At 69.4% G+C, this 24,895-nt stretch carries 23 protein-coding genes and 1 tRNA gene; 15 read left to right on the plus strand and 9 right to left on the minus strand.

Translation table 11 applies throughout. The annotated features are described in order from the left end of the window. Nucleotides 1-47: 47 nt before the first annotated feature. The 9 genes from ctaD (at nucleotide 48) to FV233_RS01565 (ending at nucleotide 8,531) form a co-directional block, all read left to right on the plus strand. Nucleotides 48-1,676: a cytochrome c oxidase subunit I gene (gene ctaD, locus FV233_RS01530; RefSeq protein ID WP_147853691.1), complete on the plus strand. Its 1,629-nt coding sequence runs from the start codon at nucleotides 48-50 to the stop codon at nucleotides 1,674-1,676. Nucleotides 1,677-1,878: 202 nt separating this feature from the next. Continuing rightward, on the plus strand, nucleotides 1,879-2,829 hold the full coding sequence (locus FV233_RS01535) for a heme o synthase (RefSeq protein WP_147853690.1): 951 nt from the start codon (nucleotides 1,879-1,881) through the stop codon (nucleotides 2,827-2,829). A gap of 5 nt (nucleotides 2,830-2,834) precedes the next feature. Then, nucleotides 2,835-2,999 (plus strand): hypothetical protein, encoded by a 165-nt coding sequence (locus FV233_RS30095; RefSeq protein ID WP_187277643.1) that lies wholly within the window; start codon nucleotides 2,835-2,837, stop codon nucleotides 2,997-2,999. Nucleotides 3,000-3,007: 8 nt separating this feature from the next. After that, the gene (locus FV233_RS01540; RefSeq protein ID WP_147853689.1) at nucleotides 3,008-3,616 is read left to right on the plus strand and encodes a cytochrome c oxidase assembly protein; all 609 of its coding nucleotides are present in this window, start codon (nucleotides 3,008-3,010) and stop codon (nucleotides 3,614-3,616) included. 141 nt (nucleotides 3,617-3,757) lie between these two features. Then, a complete protein-coding gene (locus tag FV233_RS01545; RefSeq protein WP_147853688.1) occupies nucleotides 3,758-4,618 on the plus strand; it encodes a cytochrome c oxidase subunit 3 in 861 nt (286 codons plus the stop codon). Nucleotides 4,619-4,767: 149 nt separating this feature from the next. Continuing rightward, nucleotides 4,768-5,142, plus strand: coding sequence for a DUF983 domain-containing protein (locus FV233_RS01550; protein ID WP_147853687.1), 375 nt, complete (start codon nucleotides 4,768-4,770; stop codon nucleotides 5,140-5,142). After that, a complete protein-coding gene (locus FV233_RS01555) occupies nucleotides 5,139-5,903 on the plus strand; it encodes an SURF1 family protein (protein WP_147853686.1) in 765 nt (254 codons plus the stop codon). Before FV233_RS01550 ends, FV233_RS01555 begins: the two co-directional genes overlap by 4 nt. Before the next feature lie 212 nt (nucleotides 5,904-6,115). Beyond that, nucleotides 6,116-7,228 carry a dimethylsulfone monooxygenase SfnG gene (gene sfnG, locus FV233_RS01560; RefSeq protein ID WP_147853685.1) on the plus strand — a complete coding sequence of 371 codons (1,113 nt, stop codon included), beginning with the start codon at nucleotides 6,116-6,118 and terminating at the stop codon, nucleotides 7,226-7,228. A gap of 46 nt (nucleotides 7,229-7,274) precedes the next feature. Further along, entirely contained in the window at nucleotides 7,275-8,531 is a 1,257-nt protein-coding gene (locus tag FV233_RS01565; RefSeq protein ID WP_147853684.1) for an SfnB family sulfur acquisition oxidoreductase, read from the plus strand. 111 nt (nucleotides 8,532-8,642) lie between these two features. On the opposite strand, the gene FV233_RS01570 is transcribed toward FV233_RS01565, so the two are convergent. The 3 genes from FV233_RS01570 to FV233_RS01580 form a co-directional block, all read right to left on the minus strand. Further along, a complete protein-coding gene (locus FV233_RS01570; protein ID WP_147853683.1) occupies nucleotides 8,643-9,530 on the minus strand; it encodes a cation diffusion facilitator family transporter in 888 nt (295 codons plus the stop codon). Between the two features lie 97 nt (nucleotides 9,531-9,627). Next, entirely contained in the window at nucleotides 9,628-9,849 is a 222-nt protein-coding gene (locus tag FV233_RS01575; protein ID WP_147853682.1) for a hypothetical protein, read from the minus strand. A 5-nt stretch (nucleotides 9,850-9,854) separates the two neighbouring features. Further along, entirely contained in the window at nucleotides 9,855-10,103 is a 249-nt protein-coding gene (locus FV233_RS01580) for a hypothetical protein (protein ID WP_147853681.1), read from the minus strand. 98 nt (nucleotides 10,104-10,201) lie between these two features. On the opposite strand from FV233_RS01580, the gene queA reads away from it, so the two are divergent. Then, nucleotides 10,202-11,266, plus strand: a complete 1,065-nt coding sequence (gene queA, locus FV233_RS01585; protein ID WP_147853680.1) for a tRNA preQ1(34) S-adenosylmethionine ribosyltransferase-isomerase QueA — start codon at nucleotides 10,202-10,204, stop codon at nucleotides 11,264-11,266. Then, a complete protein-coding gene (gene tgt / locus FV233_RS01590; protein ID WP_147853679.1) occupies nucleotides 11,263-12,417 on the plus strand; it encodes a tRNA guanosine(34) transglycosylase Tgt in 1,155 nt (384 codons plus the stop codon). Before queA ends, tgt begins: the two co-directional genes overlap by 4 nt. A 9-nt stretch (nucleotides 12,418-12,426) precedes the next feature. Here the strand turns inward: tgt and FV233_RS01595 are convergent, their stop codons facing one another. The 3 genes from FV233_RS01595 to FV233_RS01605 all read right to left on the minus strand — a co-directional run bounded on the left by FV233_RS01595 (nucleotide 12,427) and on the right by FV233_RS01605 (nucleotide 14,522). Beyond that, nucleotides 12,427-13,482 carry a hypothetical protein gene (locus FV233_RS01595; RefSeq protein ID WP_238259481.1) on the minus strand — a complete coding sequence of 352 codons (1,056 nt, stop codon included), beginning with the start codon at nucleotides 13,480-13,482 and terminating at the stop codon, nucleotides 12,427-12,429. Between the two features lie 182 nt (nucleotides 13,483-13,664). Continuing rightward, nucleotides 13,665-13,741 (minus strand) — tRNA-Pro (locus FV233_RS01600). 82 nt (nucleotides 13,742-13,823) lie between these two features. Then, nucleotides 13,824-14,522: a 4'-phosphopantetheinyl transferase superfamily protein gene (locus tag FV233_RS01605; RefSeq protein ID WP_147853678.1), complete on the minus strand. Its 699-nt coding sequence runs from the start codon at nucleotides 14,520-14,522 to the stop codon at nucleotides 13,824-13,826. Nucleotides 14,523-14,681: 159 nt separating this feature from the next. Between FV233_RS01605 and FV233_RS01610 the strand changes: the two genes are divergently transcribed. The 3 genes from FV233_RS01610 to FV233_RS01620 all read left to right on the plus strand — a co-directional run bounded on the left by FV233_RS01610 (nucleotide 14,682) and on the right by FV233_RS01620 (nucleotide 19,358). Next, the gene (locus tag FV233_RS01610; protein ID WP_246689884.1) at nucleotides 14,682-15,932 is read left to right on the plus strand and encodes an MFS transporter; all 1,251 of its coding nucleotides are present in this window, start codon (nucleotides 14,682-14,684) and stop codon (nucleotides 15,930-15,932) included. Nucleotides 15,933-15,997: 65 nt separating this feature from the next. Further along, a complete protein-coding gene (ligA, locus tag FV233_RS01615) occupies nucleotides 15,998-18,427 on the plus strand; it encodes an NAD-dependent DNA ligase LigA (RefSeq protein ID WP_147896431.1) in 2,430 nt (809 codons plus the stop codon). A gap of 70 nt (nucleotides 18,428-18,497) precedes the next feature. After that, the gene (locus FV233_RS01620; protein ID WP_147896432.1) at nucleotides 18,498-19,358 is read left to right on the plus strand and encodes a 3'-5' exonuclease; all 861 of its coding nucleotides are present in this window, start codon (nucleotides 18,498-18,500) and stop codon (nucleotides 19,356-19,358) included. Nucleotides 19,359-19,788: 430 nt separating this feature from the next. Here FV233_RS01620 and FV233_RS01625 read toward each other — a convergent pair whose 3' ends face one another. Beyond that, on the minus strand, nucleotides 19,789-21,987 hold the full coding sequence (locus FV233_RS01625; RefSeq protein ID WP_147896433.1) for a 3-hydroxyacyl-CoA dehydrogenase NAD-binding domain-containing protein: 2,199 nt from the start codon (nucleotides 21,985-21,987) through the stop codon (nucleotides 19,789-19,791). 113 nt (nucleotides 21,988-22,100) lie between these two features. Between FV233_RS01625 and FV233_RS01630 the strand changes: the two genes are divergently transcribed. After that, nucleotides 22,101-22,880 (plus strand): EAL domain-containing protein, encoded by a 780-nt coding sequence (locus FV233_RS01630; protein ID WP_147856672.1) that lies wholly within the window; start codon nucleotides 22,101-22,103, stop codon nucleotides 22,878-22,880. Between the two features lie 33 nt (nucleotides 22,881-22,913). Here FV233_RS01630 and FV233_RS01635 read toward each other — a convergent pair whose 3' ends face one another. Continuing rightward, nucleotides 22,914-23,423 carry a hypothetical protein gene (locus FV233_RS01635; RefSeq protein WP_147856882.1) on the minus strand — a complete coding sequence of 170 codons (510 nt, stop codon included), beginning with the start codon at nucleotides 23,421-23,423 and terminating at the stop codon, nucleotides 22,914-22,916. A 223-nt stretch (nucleotides 23,424-23,646) separates the two neighbouring features. Next, nucleotides 23,647-24,855 (minus strand): acetyl-CoA C-acetyltransferase, encoded by a 1,209-nt coding sequence (locus tag FV233_RS01640; RefSeq protein ID WP_147856883.1) that lies wholly within the window; start codon nucleotides 24,853-24,855, stop codon nucleotides 23,647-23,649. Nucleotides 24,856-24,895: the final 40 nt, after the last annotated feature.

Raw genomic sequence — 24,895 nt, forward strand, 5'->3', positions numbered from 1 at the left:
CCGGTTGACCGAATAGAACCCGTCAGATCCACAAGGCACCCGAATCCATGGCTACAGCCGCAGCCCATGCCGAGGCCCACGAGGTCCACGACCATAAACCGTCGTTTTTCGCCCGCTGGTTCCTGTCGACGAACCACAAGGACATCGGCACCCTCTACCTGCTCTTCGCCTTCTGCGCCGGCATGATCGGCGCCTTCCTCTCCTTCGGTATCCGAATGGAGATGGAGCAGCCGGGGCTGCAGTTCTTCTCCAACCCGGCGACGTACAACGTGTTCGTCACCGGTCACGGCCTCATCATGGTGTTCTTCATGGTGATGCCGGCGCTGATCGGCGGCTTCGGCAACTGGTTCGTGCCCCTCATGATCGGCGCGCCCGACATGGCGTTCCCGCGCATGAACAACATCTCGTTCTGGCTGACGGTGGCGGGCTTCTGCTCCCTGCTGTGCTCGCTGTTCGTTGAGGGCGCCCCCGGGGCGTCCGGCGCCGGCACCGGTTGGACCGTCTATCCGCCGCTCTCCACCGCCGGCCATCCCGGCCCGGCCGTCGACTTCGCGATCTTCGCCCTGCACCTCTCCGGCACCGGCTCGATCCTGGGGGCGATCAATTTCATCACCACCATCCTGAACATGCGCGCCCCCGGCATGACGCTGCACAAGATGCCGCTGTTCGCCTGGGCTGAGCTGGTCACCGCCTTCCTGCTGCTGCTGTCGCTGCCGGTGCTCGCGGGCGCCGTCACGATGTTGCTGACCGACCGCAACTTCGGGACGACCTTCTTCGATCCGGCCGGCGGCGGCGACCCGATCCTGTACCAGCACCTGTTCTGGTTCTTCGGTCACCCCGAAGTCTACATCATGATCCTGCCGGCCTTCGGCATCGTCTCGCACATCATCGCCACGTTCTCGCGCAAGCCGGTCTTCGGCTACCTCGCGATGGCCTACGCCATGGTCGCGATCGGCGTCGTCGGCTTCGTCGTGTGGGCCCACCACATGTACACGGTCGGCCTGTCGCTGCAGACGCAGTCCTACTTCGTGTTCGCCACGATGGTGATCGCGGTGCCTACGGGCGTGAAGATCTTCTCCTGGATCGCCACCATGTGGGGCGGCTCCATCCGCTTCACCGCCGCCATGCACTGGGCCGTGGGCTTCATCTTCCTGTTCACCGTCGGCGGCGTCACCGGCGTCGTACTCGCCAACTCTGCAGTCGATAAGTACCTGCACGACACCTACTACGTCGTCGCCCACTTCCACTACGTGCTGTCGCTCGGCGCGGTGTTCATCATCTTCGCCGGTGTCTACTACTGGTTCCCGAAGATGACCGGCCACATCATCCCTGAATGGGCTGGCAAGCTGCACTTCTGGCTGGCCTTCATCGGCGCGAACGTCCTGTTCTTCCCGATGCACTTCCTCGGCCTCGCCGGCATGCCGCGGCGTTACGCCGACTACCCGGATGCCTTCGCGGGCTGGCACAAGGTCTCCACCTACGGCGGCCACATCTTCGGCCTCAGCATGTTCGTCTTCGTGATCGGCGTCGTGCTGGCCTTCCGCTCGAAGGAGCGGGCCGCCGACAACCCGTGGGGCGAAGGTGCCACCACCCTCGAGTGGACGCTCCCCTCCCCGCCGCCGTTCCACCAGTTCGAGACGCTGCCGCGCATCGTCGACGAGCCGGGCGCGCACTGACCAATATCCGCGAGGGCCGCAACCGCGGCCCTCGCCCTTCCCCGGAAGCCGCGACGGCGACTTCCCGGCAAGGGCGACCAAGACGGGTGATCCGCACAAGCCGAGTGTGCCGCTCGCGCTGACCCTTGGAACTAATCGATTTCGAAACACGACTCGGCCGTGACGCGCGTGGCCGGGCGCCGACACAACAGCGGCAGACGCGATGACGAGCCTGACGAACACGATCGGACCGGACGCACCGGCCCCGGCCTTCACGGCGGTCGGCGGCGACGTGCCGGACTATTTCGCGCTGCTCAAGCCGCGGGTGATGGTCCTCGTCATCTTCACCGCGCTGGTCGGCATGGTCGTCTCCCAGGGCCACGTTCCGCCGGCCATCGGCGTGATCTCGCTCCTGGCCATCGCGGTCGGGGCCGGGGCGTCGGGCTGCCTCAACATGTGGTGGGATGCCGACATCGACGCCGTCATGACCCGTACCGCACAGCGCCCGATCCCGGCGGGGCGGATCTCGTCCGAGGAAGCCCTCGGCTTCGGGTTGTTCCTGTCGGTGGCGTCGGTGCTGGTGCTGGGCCTCGCGGCGAACTGGCTCGCCGCCGGCCTGCTGGCCTTCACCATCGTGTTCTACGCGGTGATCTACTCGATGTGGCTGAAGCGGGCGACCGCGCAGAACATCGTCATCGGGGGCGCCGCGGGCGCCCTGCCGCCGGTGATCGGCCAGGCCGTCGTCTCCGGCTCGGTCGGGATCGAGTCGCTGGTCCTGTTCGCGATCATCTTCATCTGGACGCCGCCGCATTTCTGGGCGCTGGCGCTGATCAAGGCTGAGGAATACGCCCGCGCCGGCATCCCGATGATGCCCAACGTCGCCGGCCCGGCCTCCACCCGCCGGCAGATTGTCTGGTACTCGGTGTTCCTGGCCCCGCTCGGCCTCGTGCCCGTGGCGCTCGGCTTCGGCGGCCTGCTCTACGCGGTGATCGCCGTGATCGGCGGCGTCGGCATGCTGGCGTTCAGCGTTCGCGTCCTGAGAAACCGCACCGGCGACGCCGAGAAGCGGGCTGCGATGGGCATGTTCGGCTTCTCGATCCTGTACCTGTTCGCGCTGTTCTCCGCGCTGCTCGCCGAACAGAGCTTCGGCCTGTTCCTGCCGGTGACGGTCTGATCGCCATGGCGGATCCGGAAGTCCCCTATCGCCAGCTCACGCCCGCCGAGGAGGCGCGCCGCCGGAAGCGTTCCGTGGCCATCGCGTTGGCCCTGGGTGCCTGGGTCCTGCTGTTCTTCGTGCTGACGATCGTCAAGCTCGGCCCGCAAATCCTCAGCCGTCCGCTCTGAGGGGCACGATGACAAAACCCCATTCCGATCCGATCCGCGGGGCCAAGCGCACGGCGATCGCGTGCGCCGGCCTGGCGGTCGGCATGGTCGGCCTCGCCTTCGCGTCGGTGCCGCTCTACGACGCCTTCTGCAAGGCGACCGGCTACGACGGCACGCCGCGCCAGGGCCCGGCCCTCGCGTCTGCGGCGCGCACCGACGACAGCATGGTGGTGCACTTCGATACCAACGTCGCGCCGGGCCTGCCGTGGAAGTTCGCCCCAGAAGCCAACACCGTCGAGGCGAAGCTGGGCGAGACCAAGACGGTGTTCTTCCGGGTGCAGAACACCGGAGCCAAGCCATCGACCGGCGTCGCGACCTTCAACGTCCAGCCCGGCCTGATGGGCAGCTACTTCGTCAAGATCGCCTGTTTCTGCTTCAACGAGCAGACTTTGCAGCCGGGCGAGACGCTGGACGTGCCGGTGGTGTTCTACGTCGACCCGGCGGTGCGGGAGGATTCGAACACCGCGCATCTCTCCGAGATGACCCTGTCCTACACGTATTTCGCCTCCAAGAACGGCCAGCCGGTGACGGCTTCGGTCGCGACCACGGGGGCTTCGGGCACGAAACGCGATTTCTGATCGCGAACGCGTGACAACAGAGGTCGGCACCGACTAAGTGTGCGGACAAGCTTGGGGGTCCTGTATGCGGCGCCCAGCCAAAGAGCGATTGGCCGGATGCCGGGAACGGCGCGGGGCGTCAGGGTGAGGAGCGACGGGACGATGGCCGAGGCGCACGCCAAGAATCACGATTTTCATATTCTAAGCCCGAGTCCATGGCCGCTGATCGGCGCCTTCTCGGGCTTCCTGATGGCATTCGGCGCCGTGTTCTGGATGAAGAGCCTCCAGATCGGCACCCTCACCCCGGGGCCGTACATCTTCGGGGCCGGCACCTTCGGCGTGCTCTACACCATGTTCGCCTGGTGGAAGGACGTGGTGCACGAGGCCAATTCCGGCGATCACACCCGCGTGGTCCAGCTCCATCACCGTTACGGCATGATGATGTTCATCGCCTCCGAGGTGATGTTCTTCGTCGCGTGGTTCTGGGCCTACTTCGAGGCGGCCCTCTACACCGCCGACCCGATCCAGGCCTCCCGGGTCGAGTTCACGGGTGGCGTCTGGCCGCCGAAGGGCATCGAGGCGTTCGATCCGTGGCACCTGCCGCTGCTGAACACCCTGATCCTGCTGACCTCGGGCACGACCGTCACCTGGGCCCACCATGCCCTCCTGCATGGAGACCGTAAGGGTCTCAAGTACGGCCTGTGGCTGACGATCGTCCTGGGCGTCCTGTTCACGGCCTGCCAGGCCTACGAGTACAGCCACGCCGAGTTCGGCTTCTCGGGCAGCATCTACTCGTCGACGTTCTACATGGCGACCGGCTTCCACGGCTTCCACGTCATCATCGGCACGATCTTCCTGGCCGTATGCCTGTACCGGACGTACGCGGGCCAGTTCACGCCGCGCCAGCACCTCGGCTTCGAGTTCGCCGCCTGGTACTGGCACTTCGTCGATGTCGTGTGGCTGTTCCTGTTCGCCGCGATCTACGTTTGGGGCTCGGGCATCTTCCACGGCGCCGCGCACTGAGAGCAGCTACCCCGTCACCGCATGGCGGGTCTGTGAAAGGGCGGCTCAGGCCGCCCTTTTTCGTGTGCGACTCGGCGTGATCCCCATATCGAGGGAATGGTTGCGAGGCGGCGCGCATGCGGCCGCCCGGGCCGGTCTGGAGTGATCACGTGGACCAACGAACCTATCCGCAGCCGCCACCGGTCCCCACGGGCCTCCGCGGCCGGTGCCCCCGCTGCGGCGAAGGCCACCTGTTCAAGGGCTACCTGACCCTGCGGCCCTCCTGCGAATCCTGCGGGCTCGACTACACGGGCTTCGATTCGGCCGACGGGCCGGCCTTCTTCGTGATGTCGATCGTCGGCCTTCTGGTGGTCGGCCTGGCCCTGTGGATGGAGATCACCTACGAGCCGCCGATCTGGGTCCACGCGCTGGTGGCCGGCAGCCTGTCGATCGGTCTCAGCCTGATCCTGGTCCGGCCGCTCAAGGGCATGCTGATCGCCCTCCAGTACAGCAACAAGGCCGAGCAAGGACGCTTCGAGCAGTGAGCCGCACCGTCCCGCGTTCGGCCGCCTGGCGCGACCTCGTCGCGCCCGGTCTCGCCTCCCTGATCGCGCTGGCGATCCTGCTGGGTCTCGGGATCTGGCAGATCGAGCGCAAGACCTGGAAGGAAGAGCTGATCGCCCGCATCGTCCGGCAGACGAAAGCGGAACCGGTGGCGCCCCCGGCACCCGACGCCTGGGATCCCGGCCGGGACGAGTTCCGCCACGTGCGGGTCTCCGGCCGGTTCGCCAACGATCGCGAGGCGCTCGTCCACGGACTTGCGGCCGGCGAGACGCCGGGCCGGGCGCTCCAGGGTTATTACGTGATCACGCCGTTCCAGCGGGCGGAAGGCGGTGTCGTCCTGATCAACCGCGGCTTCGTGCCCACGGAGTTGAAGGCCCAGGCCGACCGGCGGGACGGCCTGATCGAGGGTCCGATCACCGTGACCGGGATCCTCCGGGCCAGCGAGGCGCGCGGGATGTTCGTGCCGGAAGCGGACCCGGCGCGGGGCGAATGGTTCACCCGCGACGTCGCCGGCATCGCTGCCGCGCGCGGCGTCGCCGACCCGGCGCCCTACCTGATCGAGGCTGACGCGGTGCCGGGCCAGACCACGTGGCCACGGGGCGGCCAGCTGAAGGTCGATCTGCCGAACAACCACCTGCAATACGCCTTCACGTGGTTCGCGCTGGCGCTCTGCCTGATCGGTGTGTTCGGCGTGTTCGCCTATCGTCGCCTGCACGATTCGGACGTCGCCAGCACGGCGTGAGAATAATCCCGCCGCCTGACAAATTCGGCGCAGAAGAATGCCGCGTGACGAGGGTCTAAAACGGCATCGCGTTCCTTTGACCCGGCCGCTTCAGGGCGGAATACTTTGCGTGTTCCTTAACGGTCGCGCAATCCTGCATCTTGTATTCAGTTTGTCGCGACCCTTCGAAGACGCCGCGGGGCAACGTCCCCGCGCGACAGAGGTAGCGCGCCATGACCGACCGTTTCAAAGACACGCCGCCTGATCCGATCCGCTTCGCCTATTGGGTGCCCAACGTCTCGGGCGGGCTGGTGATCAGCAAGATCCCGCAGCGCACGAGCTGGGACGCCGACTACAACCGACGCTTGGCGCAGATCGCGGAGGAAGCCGGCTTCGATTACGCCCTGACCCAGATCCGCTTCACGGCGGGCTACGGAGCCGAGTATCAGCACGAATCGGTGGCGTTCAGCCACGCCCTGCTGGCCGCCACCTCGAAGATCAAGGTCATCGCCGCGCTGCTGCCCGGCCCGTGGCATCCGACGCTCGCGGCCAAGCAGATCGCCACCATCTCGCAGCTCAGCGGCGGCCGGATCGCCGTCAACATCGTGTCGGGCTGGTTCTCGGGCGAGTTCCGCGCGATCGGCGAGCCCTGGCTCGACCACGACGAGCGCTACCGGCGTTCGGAAGAGTTCATCCGCAGCCTCCGGGGGATCTGGACCCAGGACAACTTCACCTTCCGGGGAGATTTCTACCGCTACACGGACTACACGCTGAAGCCGAAGCCGGCCGACCCGCTGCCTGAGATCTTCCAGGGCGGTTCGTCCCGGGCGGCGCGCGACATGGCGGCCCGCGTCTCGGACTGGTACTTCACCAACGGCAACACGCCCGAGAACATCCGCGCTCAGGTCGACGATGTCCGCGCGAAGGCAGCCCAGAGCGGCAACAACCCGCGCATCGGCGTGAACGCCTTCGTGATCGCCCGCGATACCGAAGAGGAGGCCCGCGCCGTCCTCCAGGAGATCATCGACCAGGCCGATCCGGACGCCGTGAAGGCGTTCGGCCACGAGGTGAAGAATGCCGGCAAGGCCTCGCCCGAGGGCGAAGGCAACTGGGCCAAGTCGGATTTCAACGACCTCGTCCAGTACAACGACGGCTTCAAGACCAACCTGATCGGCACACCGGACCAGATCGCCGAGCGGATCCTGGCGTTGAAGGATGCAGGCGCCGACCTGGCCCTGCTGGCCTTCCTGCATTTCCAGGAGGAGGTCGCGTATTTCGGCGCGCATGTGATTCCCAGGGTCCGCGCGCTCGAAGCTGCCCGCGAGACGCGCGCCGAGGCGGCCTGATGGCCGTCCGCCCGAGAGATCCCCGTCCCGTTCGGAGTGAGCCATCATGAACATCGCCGTCGATGCGCGCGCGCTCGAAACCCAGCCGCGCCAGGGCGTCCCGGGGCCGGCCAAGCCGCCCTCCCCCGCCCATGTGATCCGTGACGACGCGGAGGCGCTGGCGGTCGCCCGGAACCTCGCCGCGGAGTTCCGACGCGGCGCCTCCGAACGCGACCGGAACCACACGCGGCCCCTGGCGGAGCTCGATGCCTTCTCCCAAAGCGGGTTGTGGTCGATCAACGTCCCGAGGGCCTACGGCGGCCCGGAGGTGTCCTACAAGACCCTGGCGCAGGTCGTCGCGATCATTTCGGCGGCCGATCCGGCGATCGGCCAGATCTCGCAGAACCACCTCGGTATCGTGGCGTCGATCCGCACAGTCTCGGACGAGGCGCAGAAGCGGCTGCTGTTCGGGGAAGTCCTGCGCGGCACCCGGTTCGGCAACGCGTTCTCCGAACGTGGGACCAAGCGGGCCGCGGATTTCGAGACGCGGTTCACCGATCACGGCGACCACGTGATCGTGCGCGGCCAGAAGTTCTACGCGACCGGGGCATTGCTCGCGCACCTGGTGCCGATCGTCGCCCTCGATGCCGAGGGGCGGGCCTGGTACGCCATCGCCGAGCGGAACGCGCCGGGACTGACGGTGATCGACGACTGGTCCAGCTTCGGCCAGCGCGGCACGGCGAGCGGCACGGTGCTCATCGAGAACGTCCGGGTTGAGAAGACCCACCTGGTCCCGGCCTGGAAGGGCTACGAGGCGCCCCGGGCGGACGGCGCCATTTTCCAGATCATCCAGGCGGCGGTCGATGCCGGCATCGGCCGCGAGGCCCTGGACGACACGATCGCGTTCGTGCGCGAGAAGGCGCGCCCCTGGATCGACAGCGGGCAGGAGCGGGCCGCCGACGACCCCTACACGATCCAGGCGGTCGGCGACCTCACGATCCGCCAGCACGCGGCCGAAGCCCTGCTCGACCGGGCCGGACTGGCCCTCGACGCCGCGGTCGCACAGCCGGACGCGGAGCGCGTCGCCGCCGCCCAGCTCGCCGTGGCGGAGGCGAAGGTGCTCACCACCGAGGTCGCGCTGGCCGCCTCCAACAAGCTCTTCGAGCTCTCCGGCACCCGCTCGACGCTGGCAGCGGAGAATCTCGACCGCCACTGGCGCAATGCCCGGACCCATACCCTGCACGATCCGGTGCGCTGGAAGGTCGCGATCATCGGCAATCACGCCTTGAACGGTGTCGCGCCGCCCTTCCACGCCTGGAGCTGACGCAGGTTCCGGCGGCCGGGCTGCCGGACCGGATGAAGCGTCGTCCCCGGGTGATACCGCGGGCGACGTTTCTGGCCGCGCTCGATGCCCTGGCGTTGGGCTGGGGTGCTCCTAGAGAACCGGAAGGCCCCGGGCCTTGGCTTCCTCACCCGGCTCAACGTGGATGGTCACGACCGCCCCCGGAATCGTAGTTTCCAAGGCGCTCTCCAGCCGGTCGCAGATGGCGTGCGAGGCTTCGACCGTCATGCTGCCCGGAACCACGAGGTGGAAGTCGATGAAGGTCGCCTGTCCGGCCGACCGGGTGCGGACGTCGTGGGCTTCGAGGGCGCCCTCCCCATGCAGCGAGATCAGCGAGCGGATCTCGCAGACCATGTCGGGCGAGGCGGCCCGATCCATCAGGCCGTCGACCGATTCGCGCACCATCCGGAAGCCGGACCACAGGATGTTGAGTGCCACGAGTCCGGCCACCGCCGGGTCGAGGGCCGGGTAGCCGGTCACCCAGACCGCAGCGACGCCCGCGAGTACGCCGCAGGAGGTCACCACATCGGCGAAGACGTGGCGTGCATCCGCGATCAGCGCCGGCGAGCGCCAGGCGCGGCCCCAGCGCATCAGCGCCCAGGCCCAGGCGGCATTGATGGCGCCCGCCCCGAGATTGATCGCGAGGCCCACGGCCGGCGCGTCCAGGGGTTTCGGGGCGAGCAGGCCGAAATACGCCTCCCGCAGGATCAGGACGGCGGCCACCACGATGAGCGCGCCCTCGATCACCGCGGAGAAGAACTCCGCCTTGTGGTGGCCGTAGGGATGCTCGGCGTCGGCCGGACGCGCGGCGACCCGCAGGGCTACGAAGGCGCCGATCGCTGCCACCACATTGATGATGCTCTCGAGCGCGTCGGAGTACAGCGCCAGGCTGCCGGTAAGCCAGGCTGCGTAGAACTTCAGCCCAGTTACCACGAGGCCGATGCCTGCGCTGAGAAGGGCTGCTTTCTGGGTCCGGTCCATGGGATGCGCCGATCACGAGTCGACGTGCCCATACGGGATGCAGCTTGCCTCAGGCCACGGCAAAGCTTCGACGCTGCCGAAAGAGTCTTAGCTGCGGCTATGCCTCGGGCGGTTCGGGAGCTGGGCTGCGGGCCGCCTCGCGCTGGCGGCTCCGCTCGGCCTTGGCCCGTGCCTCCGTCGCCTTGCGCAGCAGACGCCGCCGCTGCCACGCGAAGCGTGCGGAGGCGGCCATGGTGTCGAGACGCGCGGCTTCGCGGTCCCAGTACCCGACGAGTTGGCCGTCGAGGGTTACGCGGGCGGGACGGCTGATCCGGACCATGACGTTCAGTCCCGCGGCGCTGGCGGCTCGCCGGTCTCGGCCACGATCAGCGCGTCGGCGTCGCCGTGGAAGCTCCCAGTCCCGGAATTCGGCACCGGGACGGTCGGGCTTCCGAAGGGCTCGCTCGGATAGGCCTCCTCGAACTTCGACCGCGCCTGATCGGGATCGTCGGCCTTGAGCACGATCTGTTCGGTGCCGGGCAGCGGCCAACGCGGGTCGGCGGCATCACGGGGGCGCACGGCGTACCAGGGCATCGTTCGAGCGTCTCCGTCTACGGTGAGGCGTGAACCGGCGGCGCGGCGAACCGGTTCCGAGGTTGAAACGGCGCCCGGTTCGGTGCAGGCAGCCGGCGATGCGCGTGGACCTGTTCGATTTCGACCTGCCGGAGAGCAGCATCGCCCTGCGCCCGGCCGAGCCGCGCGACGGCGGGCGGCTCTTGGTCGTGCACCCCGGCGAGGATTTGGCGGACCGCACGGTGCGCGACCTGCCGGCGGCGCTGCGCTCCGGCGATGCCCTGGTCTTCAACGACACGCGGGTCATCCCGGCGCGGCTCAACGGCGTGCGCACGCGCCCGGGGGCGCCCGGCCAGCGCACGGAGGTGATGCTGCATCTTCGGGAGGCGCCCGCGCGCTGGCGCGCCTTCGCCCGCCCGGCCAAGCGATTGACCCCCGGGGACGCGATCCAGTTCGGCGCGCTCCAGGCCATCGTCGCCGGGAAGGCAGAGGGCGGCGAGATCGTGCTGGATTTCGACCGCGGCGGCGCCGAACTCGACGCGGCGATCGCCCAGGAAGGGGCGCTACCCCTGCCGCCATACATCGCCGGCAAGCGTCCCACCGACGCCCGCGACGCCACCGACTACCAGACCGTCTACGCGCGCCATCCCGGTGCCGTGGCGGCGCCCACGGCCGGGCTGCACTTCTCCGACGCGCTGCTGGCGGACCTCGATGCGGCCGGCCTGCGGCGGCACCACGTCACCCTGCATGTCGGCGCCGGGACGTTCCTGCCGGTCAAGGCGGACGACACCGACGGCCACCGGATGCATGCCGAGATCGGCATCCTCGACGCCGACACGGCCGGCGCCCTCAACGCCGTCCGGGCCGCGGGCTGCCGGATCGTCGCGGTGGGCACGACGGCGCTGCGCCTCCTCGAGAGCGCCGCGAGCCCCGACGGCACGCTCTCGGCCTTCTCGGGGCCGACCGACATCTTCATCACGCCGGGCTACCGCTTCCGAGCGGTCGACGCCCTGGTGACGAACTTCCACCTGCCGCGCTCGACCCTGTTCATGCTGGTCTCGGCGTTTTCCGGCCTCGACACGATGCGGGCGGCCTACGCGCACGCGATCCGGAGCGGCTACCGCTTCTACTCCTACGGCGACGCCAGCCTGCTGTTCCCGGGCCCGCGCGCGGACATCTCATGACCGTTCCTGCCATGACCGAGCCGGCGCCCTTCGGCTTCACCCTGCACGGGCAGGACGGCACCGCCCGGACCGGCGAAATCGCGACGCCGCGCGGAAACATTCGCACCCCGGCCTTCATGCCGGTGGGCACCGCCGCGACCGTGAAGGCGATGTATCCGGGGCAGGTGCGGGAACTGGGTGCCGACGTGGTCCTGGGTAACACCTATCACCTGATGCTCCGTCCCGGCCCGGAGCGGATGGCGCGGCTCGGCGGCCTGCACAAATTCATGAACTGGGACCGGCCGATCCTGACCGATTCCGGCGGCTTCCAGGTGATGTCGCTCTCGGCCCTGCGGAAGATCGACGAGCAGGGGGTGACCTTCCGCTCGCATATCGACGGCACCGCGCACCACATGAGCCCGGAACGCTCCATCGAGATCCAGGGCCTGCTCGGCTCCGACATCCAGATGCAGCTCGACGAGTGCGTGCGCCTGCCGGCGGAGCACGCGGCGATCGAGAAGGCCATGCACCTCTCGCTGCGCTGGGCCGAGCGCTGCCGGGTGGCGTTCGGCGAGCAGCCCGGCAAGGCGATGTTCGGCATCGTGCAGGGCGGCGACGTCCCGGCGCTCCGCGTCGAGAGCGCCCGCGCCCTCACCGACCTCGACCTGAAGGGCTACGCGGTCGGCGGCCTCGCGGTGGGCGAGCCGCAGGCGGTGATGTTCGCCATGATCGAGACCGTGGAGCCGCACCTGCCGGAAGGGAAGCCACGCTACCTGATGGGCGTGGGCACGCCGGACGACATCCTCGGGGCGGTGGCCCGGGGCATCGACATGTTCGATTGCGTGATGCCGACCCGCGCCGGCCGGCACGGCCTGGCCTATACCCGCAACGGCCGGGTCAACCTGCGCAACGCCCGCCACGCCGAGGATACGGCACCGCTGGACGAGACCTCGACCTGCCCGGCGGCGCGCGACTATTCCCGTGCCTATCTCCACCATCTCGTCCGGTCGAACGAGATCCTGGGGATGATGCTGCTCACTTGGAACAACCTCGCCTACTACCAGGACCTGATGGCGGGCGCTCGGGCTGCGATCCGCGAGGGGCGGTTCACCGATTACTGCGCCGCCACCCGTGAGGGCTGGGCACGGGCCGAACGCGCCGCCGCCGGATGAGGATCCGCCTCACGGATGCGCCAGAATGCGGTAGGTGCCGTCCGGGTCGTCGGCCCCGAAGCGGACGGCGGCCTTCAGGCCCGCTACGATCCGCGCCGCCACCGGCAGGCGGTAGTGCAGCGCATCCCAGTAATTGTCGTCCCGCGTGGTGATCGACGAGGGACGCCGGAAATCCACCACCACGGCGCCGTGCCGGGCACCGATCTCCGCGACGCGCGCCTTGCAGGCCGCCTCCCGGCGACCGGCCGGCGTACCGGGCGCCCCCTGCGCGACCGCGTGGACCGGCATGAAGGCGACGACCTTCGTCGCGGCGTCGGGCAACTGCCCGAGCAGCGCATCGAGCCGCGCCAGGGCCGGCATCGGCGCATCCGGCGGATCTGCCGGCGTCGCAGGATCGCGCGCGCCGGCGCGGATATGGGTGCGGGCGCGCTCGGGATCGTAGAGCGCCTCGGGCGGCGTGAAGACCGCATAGCCGTCGGCCTTCAGCCGCGGCTGCACGAGGCCGAGGCGCGCCAATCCGGTCTGCGCAGCGATCGTAAGTGAGCGGAGGCTGACCTGCCGCAGCACGCCCCAGGGTGTGCCGGCCTCGTAGAGCCAGTCCGGAAAGGCGTTGGCGCTGCGGGCCGGCGGATCGGCCGCGCACCAGGTCGCGTCGAGCCCGAACAGGATCGCCTTTACCGGCCGGTTGGCCACGAACAGCGCGGCTAGCCGCATCTGCTCATCCGGCGTCGCGGCGTTGACCGCAAGGTTGGCGAAGCGCGCCGCGAAGGCCGCGTCGAGAGCGCCCGGGTCCAGCAGCCGCGCTGTCGAGGTGCCGAACACCGCGGCGTCGAAGGCGCCCCCGCGGGCGATCTGTGGATAGGACAGCCGCTGGTTCGTATCCATGATCGGACCCGGCGGATGGCCGGGGGCCGCCCGCAGGCCGTAGGGGTCCAGGGCCGCGATGCCGCCAACCACGCAGAGCCCGACGAGCGCAGCGCCGATCAGGAATACTCGCGACCAGGATGCCCACGCGGACGACGCGGCGGCAACGGGGATGGGACCGGCTGATGTTTCCGAGGCCATAGGCAGGGCGCATACCCGCTTCGGACCGAGCCGTCGCGCAGATTAGCGGTCCGTACCGCGTGCGGGATCGCAGAAACCGAGCCGCGATGGCGGATGGCAGCACCCGGCCTGCAGGTGCCTGACCGAAGCCGCCGGATCCTATCAGAAGAAAGCGGGAAGACCGTCAGCCCCAAGAAGGAGCTTGGTCGGAGTGGCAGGATTTGAACCTGCGACCCCCACGTCCCGAACGTGGTGCGCTACCAGACTGCGCTACACTCCGAAGGCCGGCTTGCGTCTCCGCAACTGCCGGCAGCGGGCTTATAGCTGCGCCTTTCCCGTACCGCAAGGGCGGTTTTGGGCGCTCAGCGCAGACGGGTCGTCCAATCGCCCACCGGATGCCGAACCGCGATCTCGAACGCCGCGTCGCGCAAAGCGGCCGTGGCGGCATATCCGAGACCGCAATCGATCTCCGCGAGGGTCCAGTCGCCGGCCTGCGCCATGCGGAGAAGCCTTGGGCGGGCGGGCGGCACGCTGACGCTGAAACGGTCGAGGGGCATCGACAGGCCGGTGCCCAACGCCTTCACCACGGCCTCCTTGCGCGTCCACAGGCCGAAGAAGGCGGCCTCGACCGTCTCGGGGGCGTGGACGGCGAGGGCTGCGGCCTCATCCGCCGCGAAATGCCCGCGCGCGATGCGCAGCGCATCCGGGATCGGCCGGATCGCCTCGACATCGACGCCGATGGCCACGCCGCGCGCCAAGCCGACGACCGCGCGTTCGCCGGAATGGGACAGGTTGAAGTCGAAGGCGCCTTGCACTGGGCCGGTCAGGCGCGGCTTGCCGGCCCCGCCGGCCTCCATGCGGATCTCGCCCGGTGCGAGGCCCAGCGCGTCTCCGAGAATCAACCGCAGAGCCGCGTGGCTCGCCTGGAAGCGGACGCGGTCGGCCGCCCGCATGAAGCGCGCGGCGCGGTCGCGCTCCTGGGCATTGAGGACAGATGCGCAACGCTCGAGCTGGCCAGGCGACAAAGCGAGATCGACCACCCAGATCTCGGCCGCGCTCACGCGACCCCTCGCGGCGTCCGCGCGTACGACGTACGAAGTTCAGGGTGAGGCGGCACGGGTTCGATCCGGTGGCGGCGGGGGGAGGAGCATCGTCGTGCGGCACCGGGCTGGCAAGTGCAGGGAGACTTGAGCGTTCGGTCCGCGCCGAGAGGAGCGGCGTTGCCGAGCCTCGCCGGGCGGCGCGCACGCTACGGCGTCTTCTTCGCGACCTACCTCTATCAGGGCCTGATCGCCGGCTTTTCCCTCACCGCCCTGGCCAACCACCTCACGGCGCACGGGGTGTCGGCAACCGAGGTCGGGGTCCATTTTGCCCTGGCGGGGCTGCCCTGGACGCTCCAGCCGATCCTGTGGGGGCCGCTCGTCGACCGGTCCGGAGACCTGCGCATGGGCCGGCGCCGGCCCTTCGCGGTCGCCGCGCTTCTCGGATGCCACGCGGCTCTCGCCCTGATGCTGCTGCTCGACGCGGAACAGGTGGGCCTGCTCGGCCTCGCCTTCCTGGTCCACAGCCTGTTCGCTTCGCTGCTGGATACCGCGTGCGACCGGATGATCATGGACCACGTTCCCGCGGCGGAGCTCGGCCGGGTCAGCGCCTGCACCCGCGCGGGCTTCGTCGTCGGGACGAGCCTCAGCGCGGCGATCCTGGGCTGGACGCTCGCCACCTACGGGTTGACCGTCAGCCTGTCCCTGCTGCTCGGCGCCGGTCTGATGGCGAGCCTGCCGATGCTGCTCGTGCGAGAAGCACCCGCCGACGCGTTGCTGTCGCTCGACCGGCGCGGGCCGGCTCCCCGACGGGTCCCGTTCCTGCGCTTCCTCCGCCGCCTCGGCGTGGCCCTGCGCAGGAGGCGGGCTCTGCAACTGCTGGCCCTGTGCTTCGGCCTCGACGGCGCCCTCGGGCTGTTCGAGCTGCCCTTCTCGGTCCACCTGCTCCAGGGCCGCGGCTGGGAACCCGCGGTTCTGTCCCAACTCCAGGCGGGCCTGGCGCTCGTGAGCGGCACCGCGGGCGCGTTCGCCATCGGCCTGTGGTCCGATCGGGTCGGGCCGGTGCGGCCGCTGAGGCTCCTGCTGCTGGCGAGCGCGGCCACCTTCGTGCTGGCGGCGGTGCTGATCGGTGCGGGCCTTCTCGGCCCCGCGGCGCCGCTCATCCTGGCCCTGACCAACGCCCTGCCGGGCCTCCTGATCGTCGCGCTGATGCCCGCCCTGCTCCAGGCCAGCCGCGGGCGCGCCGGCGCGGCGACGCAGTTCGAGGTCTACATGGCGGCGATGAATCTCGGCTCGGTCGCTGGGACGGCTTCGGCCGGATGGCTCGCCCCGGTGATGCCGCTATCCGCCGTGGCGATCCTGGTCGCCGTCGTGTTCCTGGGCGCGGCCCTCCTGGTCGGCCGCGGCGATCTGCTCGCACCGGGCGGTTGAGGGAAATCGGGGATGTCTCAGGACGGGCGACTCCCCCCGGGCCCGCGATGCGCTAGAACGCCGGCATGCCAGCTGCGAAGCCCGACACGCCCGACCTCGACCTGACAACCGAGGAGGCGCGCACCGAGCACGCGCGGCTCTCGGACGCGATCCAGGAGGCCGACCGGCTCTACCACCAGGAGGACGCGCCGGAGATCTCGGACGCGGAATACGACCGCCTGCGCCGCAGGCTGGAGGCGATCGAGACCCGGTTTCCCGATCTCGCCGGGACCGGGGCGGCCAGCACCACGGTCGGCGCCAAGCCGTCCGAGAAGTTCGCCAAGGTGCGGCACGCCGTACCGATGCTGTCGCTGGGCAACGCCTTCGACGCGGAGGGAGTCGCGGAGTTCGTGGCCCGGGTCCGGCGCTTCCTGGGCTGGTCCGAGGACGCGCCCCTCGCCTTCACGGCCGAGCCGAAGATCGACGGCCTGTCGCTGTCGCTGCGCTACGTGAACGGCCAGTTGGAGACGGCGGCGACCCGCGGCGACGGCGAGGTCGGCGAGAACGTCACTGCCAACGCCCGTACCGTCCACGACATACCCGCGACGCTCGCCGGGACCGGATGGCCGGAGATCTGCGAGATCCGTGGGGAGGTCTACCTGTCCCACGCCGATTTCGCCGCGATCAACGCGCGCCAAGAGGCGGCCGGCAAGCCGCTCTTCGCCAACCCGCGCAACGCCGCCGCCGGCAGCCTGCGCCAGCTCGATCCCGGAATCACCGCCTCCCGGCCGCTGAAGTTCTTCGCCTATGCCTGGGGTGAGCTCTCGGCGCCGATCGCCGAGACGCAATCGGGCACCCTGCAGCGCTTCGCCGACTGGGGCCTGCCGGTGAACCCGCTCACACGGACCTTCACAGACATCGAATCGATGCTCGGTCACTACCGCCGGATCGAAGCGGACCGGGCGGGGCTCGGCTACGACATCGACGGCGTCGTCTACAAGGTGGACGACTTGGCGCTGCAGAAGCGGCTCGGCTTCGTCTCCCGCTCGCCGCGCTGGGCGCTCGCGCATAAGTTCGCCGCCCAGGAAGCGACGACGGTGGTGGAGGACATCGTCATCAATGTCGGCCGCACCGGCTCGCTCAACCCCCTCGCGAAGCTGCGGCCCGTGACGGTGGGCGGCGTGGTCGTCTCCAACGCGACGCTCCACAACGAGGGCTACGTGAAGGGCGTCGGCGGCGACGGAGAACCGATCCGCGACGGCCGGGACATCCGCGTCGGCGACACCGTCACGGTGGTGCGAGCCGGCGACGTCATTCCAAAAGTCATGGATGTCGACCTCGCCAAGCGCCCTGCGGATTCGCAGCCCTACGTCTTCCCGGAGACCTGCCCGGCCTGCGGCAGCCGCGCCGTGCGGGCGGTCAACCCGCGCACCGGCCGCCCCGACGCGATCCGGCGCTGCACCGGCGGCCTGATCTGCCCGGCGCAGGGGGTGGAGCGGCTGAAGCACTTCGTCTCGCGCAACGGTTTCGACATCGAGGGCTTCGGCGAGACCTATATCGAGGTGCTGTTCGAGGCCGGGCTGGTGCGCCAGCCCGCCGACCTGTTCCGCCTGGATTTCGAGACCCTGAAGGCGGCCGTCGTGGCGCGGCGCGAGGCGCTGTCGGCCGAGCGGCGCGCCGAGGCCGGCACCACCGAGCCGCCGAAGAAGGCCACCAAGAAGAAGGGCGACGAGGACGACAAGGCGATCAAGAACCTGCTGGCGGGAGTCGAGGCCCGCCGCTCGGTCCCGATGAACCGCCTGCTGTTCGCCCTCGGCATCCCGCAGATCGGCGAGGCCACCGCCAAGGCCCTGGCCAAGCGGTTTTCCGACATGCCGTCGCTGATCGCAGCGATCACAGAGGCGGCGGCCGTGCAGCCGGGGCCGGACTGGGTCGAGCTGCGGTCCGTGGACAGGATCGGCGACACGACCCGGGACCGCCTGCTCGACCTCGGCTTCCCCGACGACGCACCCTCCGACGCGCCGCGCGCGCGCCTCAGCGCGCCCCAGCGGGAAAACCTGCTGCAGCATTACGGCGATGCCGACGCCGTGCGGGCCGCCCTCGCCCGGGCCGCCGAGCAGAAGCCCGGGGACGCCTACCGGCTGTTTGCCGACGACGGCGAGATCGGGCCCGTGGCGACCGACGCGCTGATCCTGTTCTTCTCCGAGCCGCACAATGCCGACGCGGTCAACGCCTTGCTCGAACAGGTGACGGTCGAGCCGATGGAGCGACCAGCCGCCGCCTCGGCCTTCGCCGGCCAGACCGTGGTATTCACCGGCACACTGGAGAAGATGACCCGCAACGAAGCCAAGGCGGTGGCCGAGCGGCTCGGCGCTAAGGTCTCCGGATCGGTTTCGGCCAAGACCGACCTCGTGGTCGCGGGCCCCGGGGCCGGCTCGAAGCTCAAGGACGCCGAGAAGCACGGCGTCCGGGTCGTGTCGGAGGACGATTGGCTCGGGATGGTGGCGCAGGGTTGAAGCGCGAGTCGCCTGGGCTTAGACCGCTCGGGAACACCCCGAGAACGTTCCCCTGCATGGTCGATCCGCGATGACGGTCCTGGCCCTCGACTTCGAGACGGCCAACGAGCGGCGCGACAGTGCCTGCGCGGTGGGCCTCGCCTGGATCGCGGATGGGCGCGTGGTCCGCCGGGAGAGCCACCTGATCCGGCCGCCGGAGATGCGGTTCTCGCCGGGCAACATCCGCGTCCACGGCATCCTGCCCGCGAACGTCGCCAACGAACCGGATTTCGCCGGCGTGATGGCGCCCTATCTCGGCGACCTCACCCGCGGGCTGATCCTGGCGCACAACGCCAGCTTCGATATTGGTGTGCTCCGCGCGGGCCTCGCCCGGGCCGGCCTGCCGGTGCCGGCCCTGTCGTATCTCTGCACGGTCCAGATCGCCCGCCGGGTCTTCCCGGCGCCGGAGGGTTGCGGCCTCGGCAAGGTGGCCCGGCGCCTCGGCATCCGCTTCGAGCACCACGATGCCGGCGAGGATGCCTATGCCTGCGCGGCGATCGCCCTGGCGGCCATGCGCCAGACCGAGACGCCGGACGTCCACGGCCTCGCGGCGGCGATCGGCGTCCCGGTCACCCGGGTGACGGGCGGCCCGTCCCTCCCCCGCCGGGCTTCGGGACCGATCAGCGACCGCGCGCTGGCCGCCTTCCCGGCCGCCCCCTCGGCACTGCGCTTCTCCGTGCGGGGCTCGACCGGCAAGCGGTACGACGTCGTGCTCGAAGAGCGGGCGGGCGGCCCGCAGCTCCGTTGCACCTGCACGGCCGGGCGCTACGGGATGCGCTGCCGCCACGTGAAGGCGTTGGAGGTCGGGGACATCACCGACCTGCTCTCCGACAACGCCGAACACGTGGAACTGCTCGCCCGGATGCTCGGCGCGAAAGTCCGTGTCGCCTGACGAGGATCAGGCTGCCGCGAGGCAGCGCCAGAACGCCGCGACCGCGCGCTCATACCGAAATGCCGATACGCGACCAGTTGAAGAGGCCGTAACCCGAGCCGTTCCCGAGGCGATCGGGAACGGCTCTCAGGCCAGCGCTTTCGAGGTGTTTGGCCAGGTGCGCGTCGTGGGATCAGCGCTCCCGAGCCGATCACGCGCCCCCCCCCTTTCCCGGACAGGTGAAGCGAAGCGGAACCTGATCCGGGACCCAGCACACGAAGCGCCGCGCCAGCGGCACAGGTTGATCAGGCGGACGCTGCGCACCGTATTGTGTTGGATCCCGGGTCGCATTCCGCTGGCGCTGCATGCGCCCGGGAAAAGGGCCGTGCAGACCGCTCGACGCCATGTCCTTGCTCTCGGGCCCCGGTCCTATGAGCGCCCAGCTAAAAGATCAGGCCGCGCGCTTCGCATCGCCGTAGAACGTCCCGCCCTGCTCGGCCATGACGGCCAGGGTGTCGGGGACTCGGAAGCGGGCGCCGTGCTTGGCCTCGAGGCCGCGGGCCAGCGCCACGAAGGAGGCCGCCCCCATGAAGTCGATGTAGGACAGGGTGCCGCCGGTGAACGGGGCGAAGCCGAAGCCCAGGATCGAGCCGACATCGGCCTCCCGGGGATCCGTGACCACACCCTCGCCCACGGTGCGGGCGGCTTCCAGCGCCTGCACCACCAAGAGCCGCTGCTTCAGCTCGTTGAAGTCGACCGCCTCGGGGGCGATCCGGTTGGGCTGCAGCTCCGCTAGGCCCGGCCAGAGGCGCTTGGGGGCGCCTTCGGGATAATCGTAGAACCCCTTGCGGTTCTTGCGCCCGAGCCGGCCCTGGCCCTCCACCATGGCGGTGAGGATGGTCTTCTGGGCCGGGTCGACCGCCCCCGCGCCGACCTGCGCCTCGGTGGCCTTGGCGATCTTGAGCACGAGGTCGAGGGCGACCTCGTCGTTGAGCGAGAGCGGACCCACCGGCATGCCGGCCTGGCGCCCTGCGCTCTCGATCATGGCGGGCGGCACGCCTTCGGCGAGCATCTTGTGCCCTTCCAGGATGTAGGCGCCGACGCAGCGGTTGGCGAAGAACCCGCGGGCGTCGTTCACGACGATCGGCGTCTTCTTGATCAGTCGCACGTAATCGAGGGCGATCGCGAGCGCCGCGTCGCCGGTGGCCTCGCCCTTGATGATCTCGACCAGCATCATCTTCTCGACGGGCGAGAAGAAATGGATGCCCACGAACCGGTCCGGCCGCTGCGAGTTCTTCGCCAGGCCGGTGATCGGCAGCGTCGAGGTGTTGGAGGCGAAGATCGTGTCGGCGCCGATCACCGCCTCGACCTTCTGGATCACCTCGGCCTTCACCTTGGGGTCCTCGAACACCGCCTCGATCACGAGGTCGCAGCCGCTGAGCGTGGCGTAATCCGCCGTTGTGGTGATCCGGCCGAGCAGCGCGTCGCGGTCCGCGGTCTTGGCGCGGCCCTTGTTGATCTGCCCGGTGATCAGCGTGTGGGCGTAGGCCTTGCCCTTCTCGGCGGCCTCGATCGACTGATCGACCAGGACGACCTCGATCCCGGCCTGGGCCGTGACGTAGGCCACGCCCGCGCCCATGAAGCCGGCGCCGATCACGCCGACCCGCCGCAGGCTGGTGGCGGGAACGTTCTTCGGCCGGCGGGCGCTCTTGTTCAGCTCGCCCATGGAGATGAACAGCGTGCGGATCATCGCTGCCGCCTCCTTCGAGCGCAGGATATGCGCGAAGTACCGGCTCTCGACCCGCAGGGCGAGGTCCATCGGCAGCTGCAGGCCCTCGTAGACCGAGGCCAGGATCGCCTTGGCGGCCGGGTAGTTGTCGTGCGTCTCCCGGCGGTAGATCGCGTTGGCCGGCGGCCAGATCATCATGCCGGCGGGTGAGTAGACTTTGCCGGAGGGCGCCTTGAACTTCGGCACGTCCCAGGGCGCCACCGCCGAGCCGCCGTTGCGGATCCAGGCCTTGGCGCGCTCGACGATCTCGGCCTGCGGCGCCACCGCGTGGATCAGGCCCATGCCCTTGGCCATCGGCGCGCGGATCTGCTCGCCCTTGAACAGCATCTGGAGCGCGTCGCCGGTCTGCATCAGCCGGGCGACCCGCTGGGTGCCGCCGCCGCCCGGGAACAGCCCGACCTTGATCTCCGGCAGCCCGAGCCGCGTCTTGGCATCGTCCGAGGCAATCCGGTGATGGCAAGACAGGGCGAGTTCGAAGGCGCCGCCCAGGCACAGGCCCTGGATCGCGGCCGCGAACGGCTTGCCGCAGGTCTCAAGCCGCCGGAACAGCAGCGACAGGCGCCGCGACGCCTCGAAGAAGTGGCGCATCGCCACCTCCTCGCCCTGCTCGGCTTTCAGCTGCTCATAGGCCCGGCCGAGTCCCTGCAGCATGGTGAGGTCGGCGCCACCGGAAAAATTGTCCTTGCCGGTCGCGATCACGCAGCCCTTGATCGCCGCGTCCGAGGCGACCTGCTCGATGATCTGCTCCAGCTGATCCATCACCGCTTCGGTGATCACGTTCATCGACCGGCCCGGCATATCCCAGGTCGCCACCGCAACGCCGTCTAAATCGGTCTCAAAACGGAAATCGGTCAGCGTCATGGTGCCGTCCTCCCAAAGTCACGCCGTCTAAAAGCCGGTGGTTGTACGTTAAGGTTGCATTGAGTGCTGGAGCGCATGATCCGCCGGTCGGGGGGTACCGACGGATTCGGCACATGACGAAGGAAATTGGCTGCCGCGCATGCCGCGACGGGGCCGCCCTCGATTTCGACTTCACGATGGCCTTCCAGCCGATCCTCGACCTCGGATCCGGACACGTCTGGGCCTACGAGGCCTTGGTGCGCGGGCCCAATGGCGAACCGGCCGGCACGATCCTCGACCGGGTGACGGACGCGACGCGCTACCAGTTCGACCAGGCCGCGCGCGTGAAGGCGATCGAACTGGCCGGGCGCCTGTTCCCGCGGGACAGCGACACCCGGCTGTCGATCAACTTCATGCCGAACGCGGTCTACGAGCCCAACGCCTGCATCCGCGCCTCCCTGGATGCCGCGCGGCGCGTCGACTTCTCGTATCGGCGGATCATGTTCGAGTTCACCGAACAGGAGCGGTTCCACGACATCGAGCACGTGAAGCGCATCGTGGCCGCCTACCGCAAGCAGGGCTTCCTGACGGCGCTCGACGATTTCGGCGCCGGCTTCGCGGGGCTGAACCTGCTGGCGAATTTCCGCCCCGACCTGATCAAGATCGACATGGAACTCGTGCGCGGCATCGACACCGATTCCGGCCGCCACGCGATCGTGTCCGGTATCATCGCCATCGCCCGCGCGCTCGGCGTCACGGTTCTGGCCGAGGGCGTCGAGACCGCGGGGGAACTCGACGCCCTGCGCGGTCTCGGGATCACGCTGGTGCAGGGCTATCACTTCGCCAAGCCCAAGCTCGAGGCGCTGCCCCAGGTGGACGGCTTCGCCCACCGGGCGGCCGCGCGCGCGGCCTGAGGCCAGCCGATCGCGCGCGGGGGACGGCATCGGCTACTTCGGTGCCGGGGCGGGGGGAGCCGCCGGAGGCGGAACCGGCGGCGCACCGGTCTTCGGGGCGTTGTCGGTGGCGGCGGCCACAGCCAGCATGTTGAGGAGCTTCGTCACCGAGTTCTGCGAGATCGCCGTGACCGCAGAGTTGGGATCGGCGTTCATGGTCTGGAACTTGAGGTAGGTCGGATCGGCGTAGATCTCGTCCAGATGCTTCAGCTCCGTGAGCGTGAACTTCTGGGCGTATTCCTTCGACAGCCCCTCGATCATGATGCCGCGCTGCTTCTCGAACTCGTCCGTGAGTTCCTTGCGCACGGCCTCGGCGCGGGATTCCGGCATCGCCGCCACGGTCTTCTCCAGCGCGACGTTGAAGCCGGTCTGAAGGTTCTTGATCAAGGTCTTGTTCACCAGCGACGTGGCTTCGGTGATGCGGTCGGACGCATCGTCGGCACGTGCGGCCAGCGGCATGCTCAGGGAGACGCCCAGGCAGAGCGTCGCGATCAGGCGGTTCAAGGGCTCGACTCCCAATGTTTTATCGTCCGGCCCGGATTCGGGCCGACCGTCGCCCGCGCCTCTACAGCATCGTGCCGGATATCGGAACCGGCACGATGCTGTAGGTCCTTGGTTTCGCATCGTCTTTTTCCGAAAGCCGGAAACCACCTTTCGGGACGATGCGCGAGCAGCGTTCCCGGGCTTTGGAGAGCGGCCGTGGCCGGCCCCCGCGCCGCACCGTCGCTCAGACGCGCTCGATGATCGTGGCGGTGCCCATGCCGGCACCGATGCAGAGCGTCACCAGCGCGCGCTCCTTGCCGGTGCGCTCCAGCTCGTCGAGCACCGTCCCGAGGATCATCGCGCCGGTCGCCCCGAGCGGGTGGCCCAAAGCGATCGCGCCGCCGGTGACGTTGACGATTTCGGGATCGAGATCGAACGCCTGGCAGAAGCGCAGCACCACCGCCGCGAAGGCCTCGTTCACCTCGAACAGGTCGATGTCGGAGAGGCTCAGCCCGGACCGGGCCAGGACCTTGCGGGTGACGTCCACCGGGCCGGTGAGCATCAGGGCCGGATCGGAACCGATATTGGCAAACGCCCGGATCCGGGCCCGCGGCCTCAGGCCGGCGGCGGCACCGGCCGCCTGCGAGCCGATCAGCACGGCGGCGGCGCCATCGACGATGCCCGACGAGTTGCCGGCGTGGTGGACGTGGTTGACCGTCTCGACATCCGGATGCGCGTCGGTCGCCACCGCGTCGAACCCGCCCATCTGCCCCATCTGGACGAAGGAGGCCTTCAGCGCGGCGAGCGACTGCATGTCGGTGCCCGGCCGCATATGCTCGTCGCGATCGAGGAGCGTGATGCCGTTCACGTCGCGCACCGGGACCACCGAGCCGTTAAACAGCCCGTCCGCCCAGGATTTGGCCGAGCGCGCCTGCGATCGCACCGCGTAGGCGTCGCAATCGTCCCGCGTGAACCCGTACTTGGTGGCGATCAGGTCCGCCGAGACGCCCTGCGGCATGAAATACGACTTGATGGCGATCGCCGGATCGACCGGCCAGGCGCCCCCGGACGCGCCGATGCCGATGCGGCTCATCGATTCGACGCCGCCGCCCACCGCCATCTCGTGCTGGCCGCTCATCACCTGCGCGGCGGCGAAGTTAACCGCGTCGAGGCCCGACGCGCAGAAGCGGTTGATCTGGATGCCCGGGACGTGGTCGCCGTAATCGCTCACCAGCGCCGCGGCGCGGGCGATGTCGCCCCCCGCCTCGCCGACCGGGTCGACGCATCCCAGGATCACGTCATCCACCAGGGCGGTGTCGAGGCCGTTGCGGTCCTTCAGGGCCCGCAGGGCCGTCTCGGCGAGGCGCAGGGCCGTCACCTCGTGCAGGGCTCCGTCCGCCTTGCCACGGCCGCGCGGCGTGCGGACGTGATCGTAGATGAAGGCTTCGGGCATCGGCGTTCCCCAGCGTGTTCTTGCCTGTTGGCGACGCGGC

Source organism: Methylobacterium sp. WL7 (assembly GCF_008040085.1).
In the GTDB taxonomy this organism is placed as follows: Bacteria; Pseudomonadota; Alphaproteobacteria; order Rhizobiales; family Beijerinckiaceae; genus Methylobacterium; species Methylobacterium mesophilicum.

Coding starts and splice junctions, on each gene's coding strand:
- FV233_RS01565 (WP_147853684.1), top strand. CDS start 7,275: ATGAACATCGCCGTCGATGCGCGCGCGCTCGAAACCCAGCCGCGCCAG.
- FV233_RS01545 (WP_147853688.1), top strand. CDS start 3,758: ATGGCCGAGGCGCACGCCAAGAATCACGATTTTCATATTCTAAGCCCG.
- ligA (WP_147896431.1), top strand. CDS start 15,998: ATGCCAGCTGCGAAGCCCGACACGCCCGACCTCGACCTGACAACCGAG.
- FV233_RS01570 (WP_147853683.1), bottom strand. CDS start 9,530: ATGGACCGGACCCAGAAAGCAGCCCTTCTCAGCGCAGGCATCGGCCTC.
- FV233_RS01640 (WP_147856883.1), bottom strand. CDS start 24,855: ATGCCCGAAGCCTTCATCTACGATCACGTCCGCACGCCGCGCGGCCGT.
- sfnG (WP_147853685.1), top strand. CDS start 6,116: ATGACCGACCGTTTCAAAGACACGCCGCCTGATCCGATCCGCTTCGCC.
- FV233_RS01595 (WP_238259481.1), bottom strand. CDS start 13,482: ATGGCCTCGGAAACATCAGCCGGTCCCATCCCCGTTGCCGCCGCGTCG.
- FV233_RS01625 (WP_147896433.1), bottom strand. CDS start 21,987: ATGACGCTGACCGATTTCCGTTTTGAGACCGATTTAGACGGCGTTGCG.
- ctaD (WP_147853691.1), top strand. CDS start 48: ATGGCTACAGCCGCAGCCCATGCCGAGGCCCACGAGGTCCACGACCAT.
- FV233_RS01540 (WP_147853689.1), top strand. CDS start 3,008: ATGACAAAACCCCATTCCGATCCGATCCGCGGGGCCAAGCGCACGGCG.
- FV233_RS01580 (WP_147853681.1), bottom strand. CDS start 10,103: ATGCCCTGGTACGCCGTGCGCCCCCGTGATGCCGCCGACCCGCGTTGG.
- FV233_RS30095 (WP_187277643.1), top strand. CDS start 2,835: ATGGCGGATCCGGAAGTCCCCTATCGCCAGCTCACGCCCGCCGAGGAG.
- queA (WP_147853680.1), top strand. CDS start 10,202: ATGCGCGTGGACCTGTTCGATTTCGACCTGCCGGAGAGCAGCATCGCC.
- FV233_RS01535 (WP_147853690.1), top strand. CDS start 1,879: ATGACGAGCCTGACGAACACGATCGGACCGGACGCACCGGCCCCGGCC.
- FV233_RS01630 (WP_147856672.1), top strand. CDS start 22,101: ATGACGAAGGAAATTGGCTGCCGCGCATGCCGCGACGGGGCCGCCCTC.
- tgt (WP_147853679.1), top strand. CDS start 11,263: ATGACCGTTCCTGCCATGACCGAGCCGGCGCCCTTCGGCTTCACCCTG.
- FV233_RS01575 (WP_147853682.1), bottom strand. CDS start 9,849: ATGGTCCGGATCAGCCGTCCCGCCCGCGTAACCCTCGACGGCCAACTC.
- FV233_RS01620 (WP_147896432.1), top strand. CDS start 18,498: ATGACGGTCCTGGCCCTCGACTTCGAGACGGCCAACGAGCGGCGCGAC.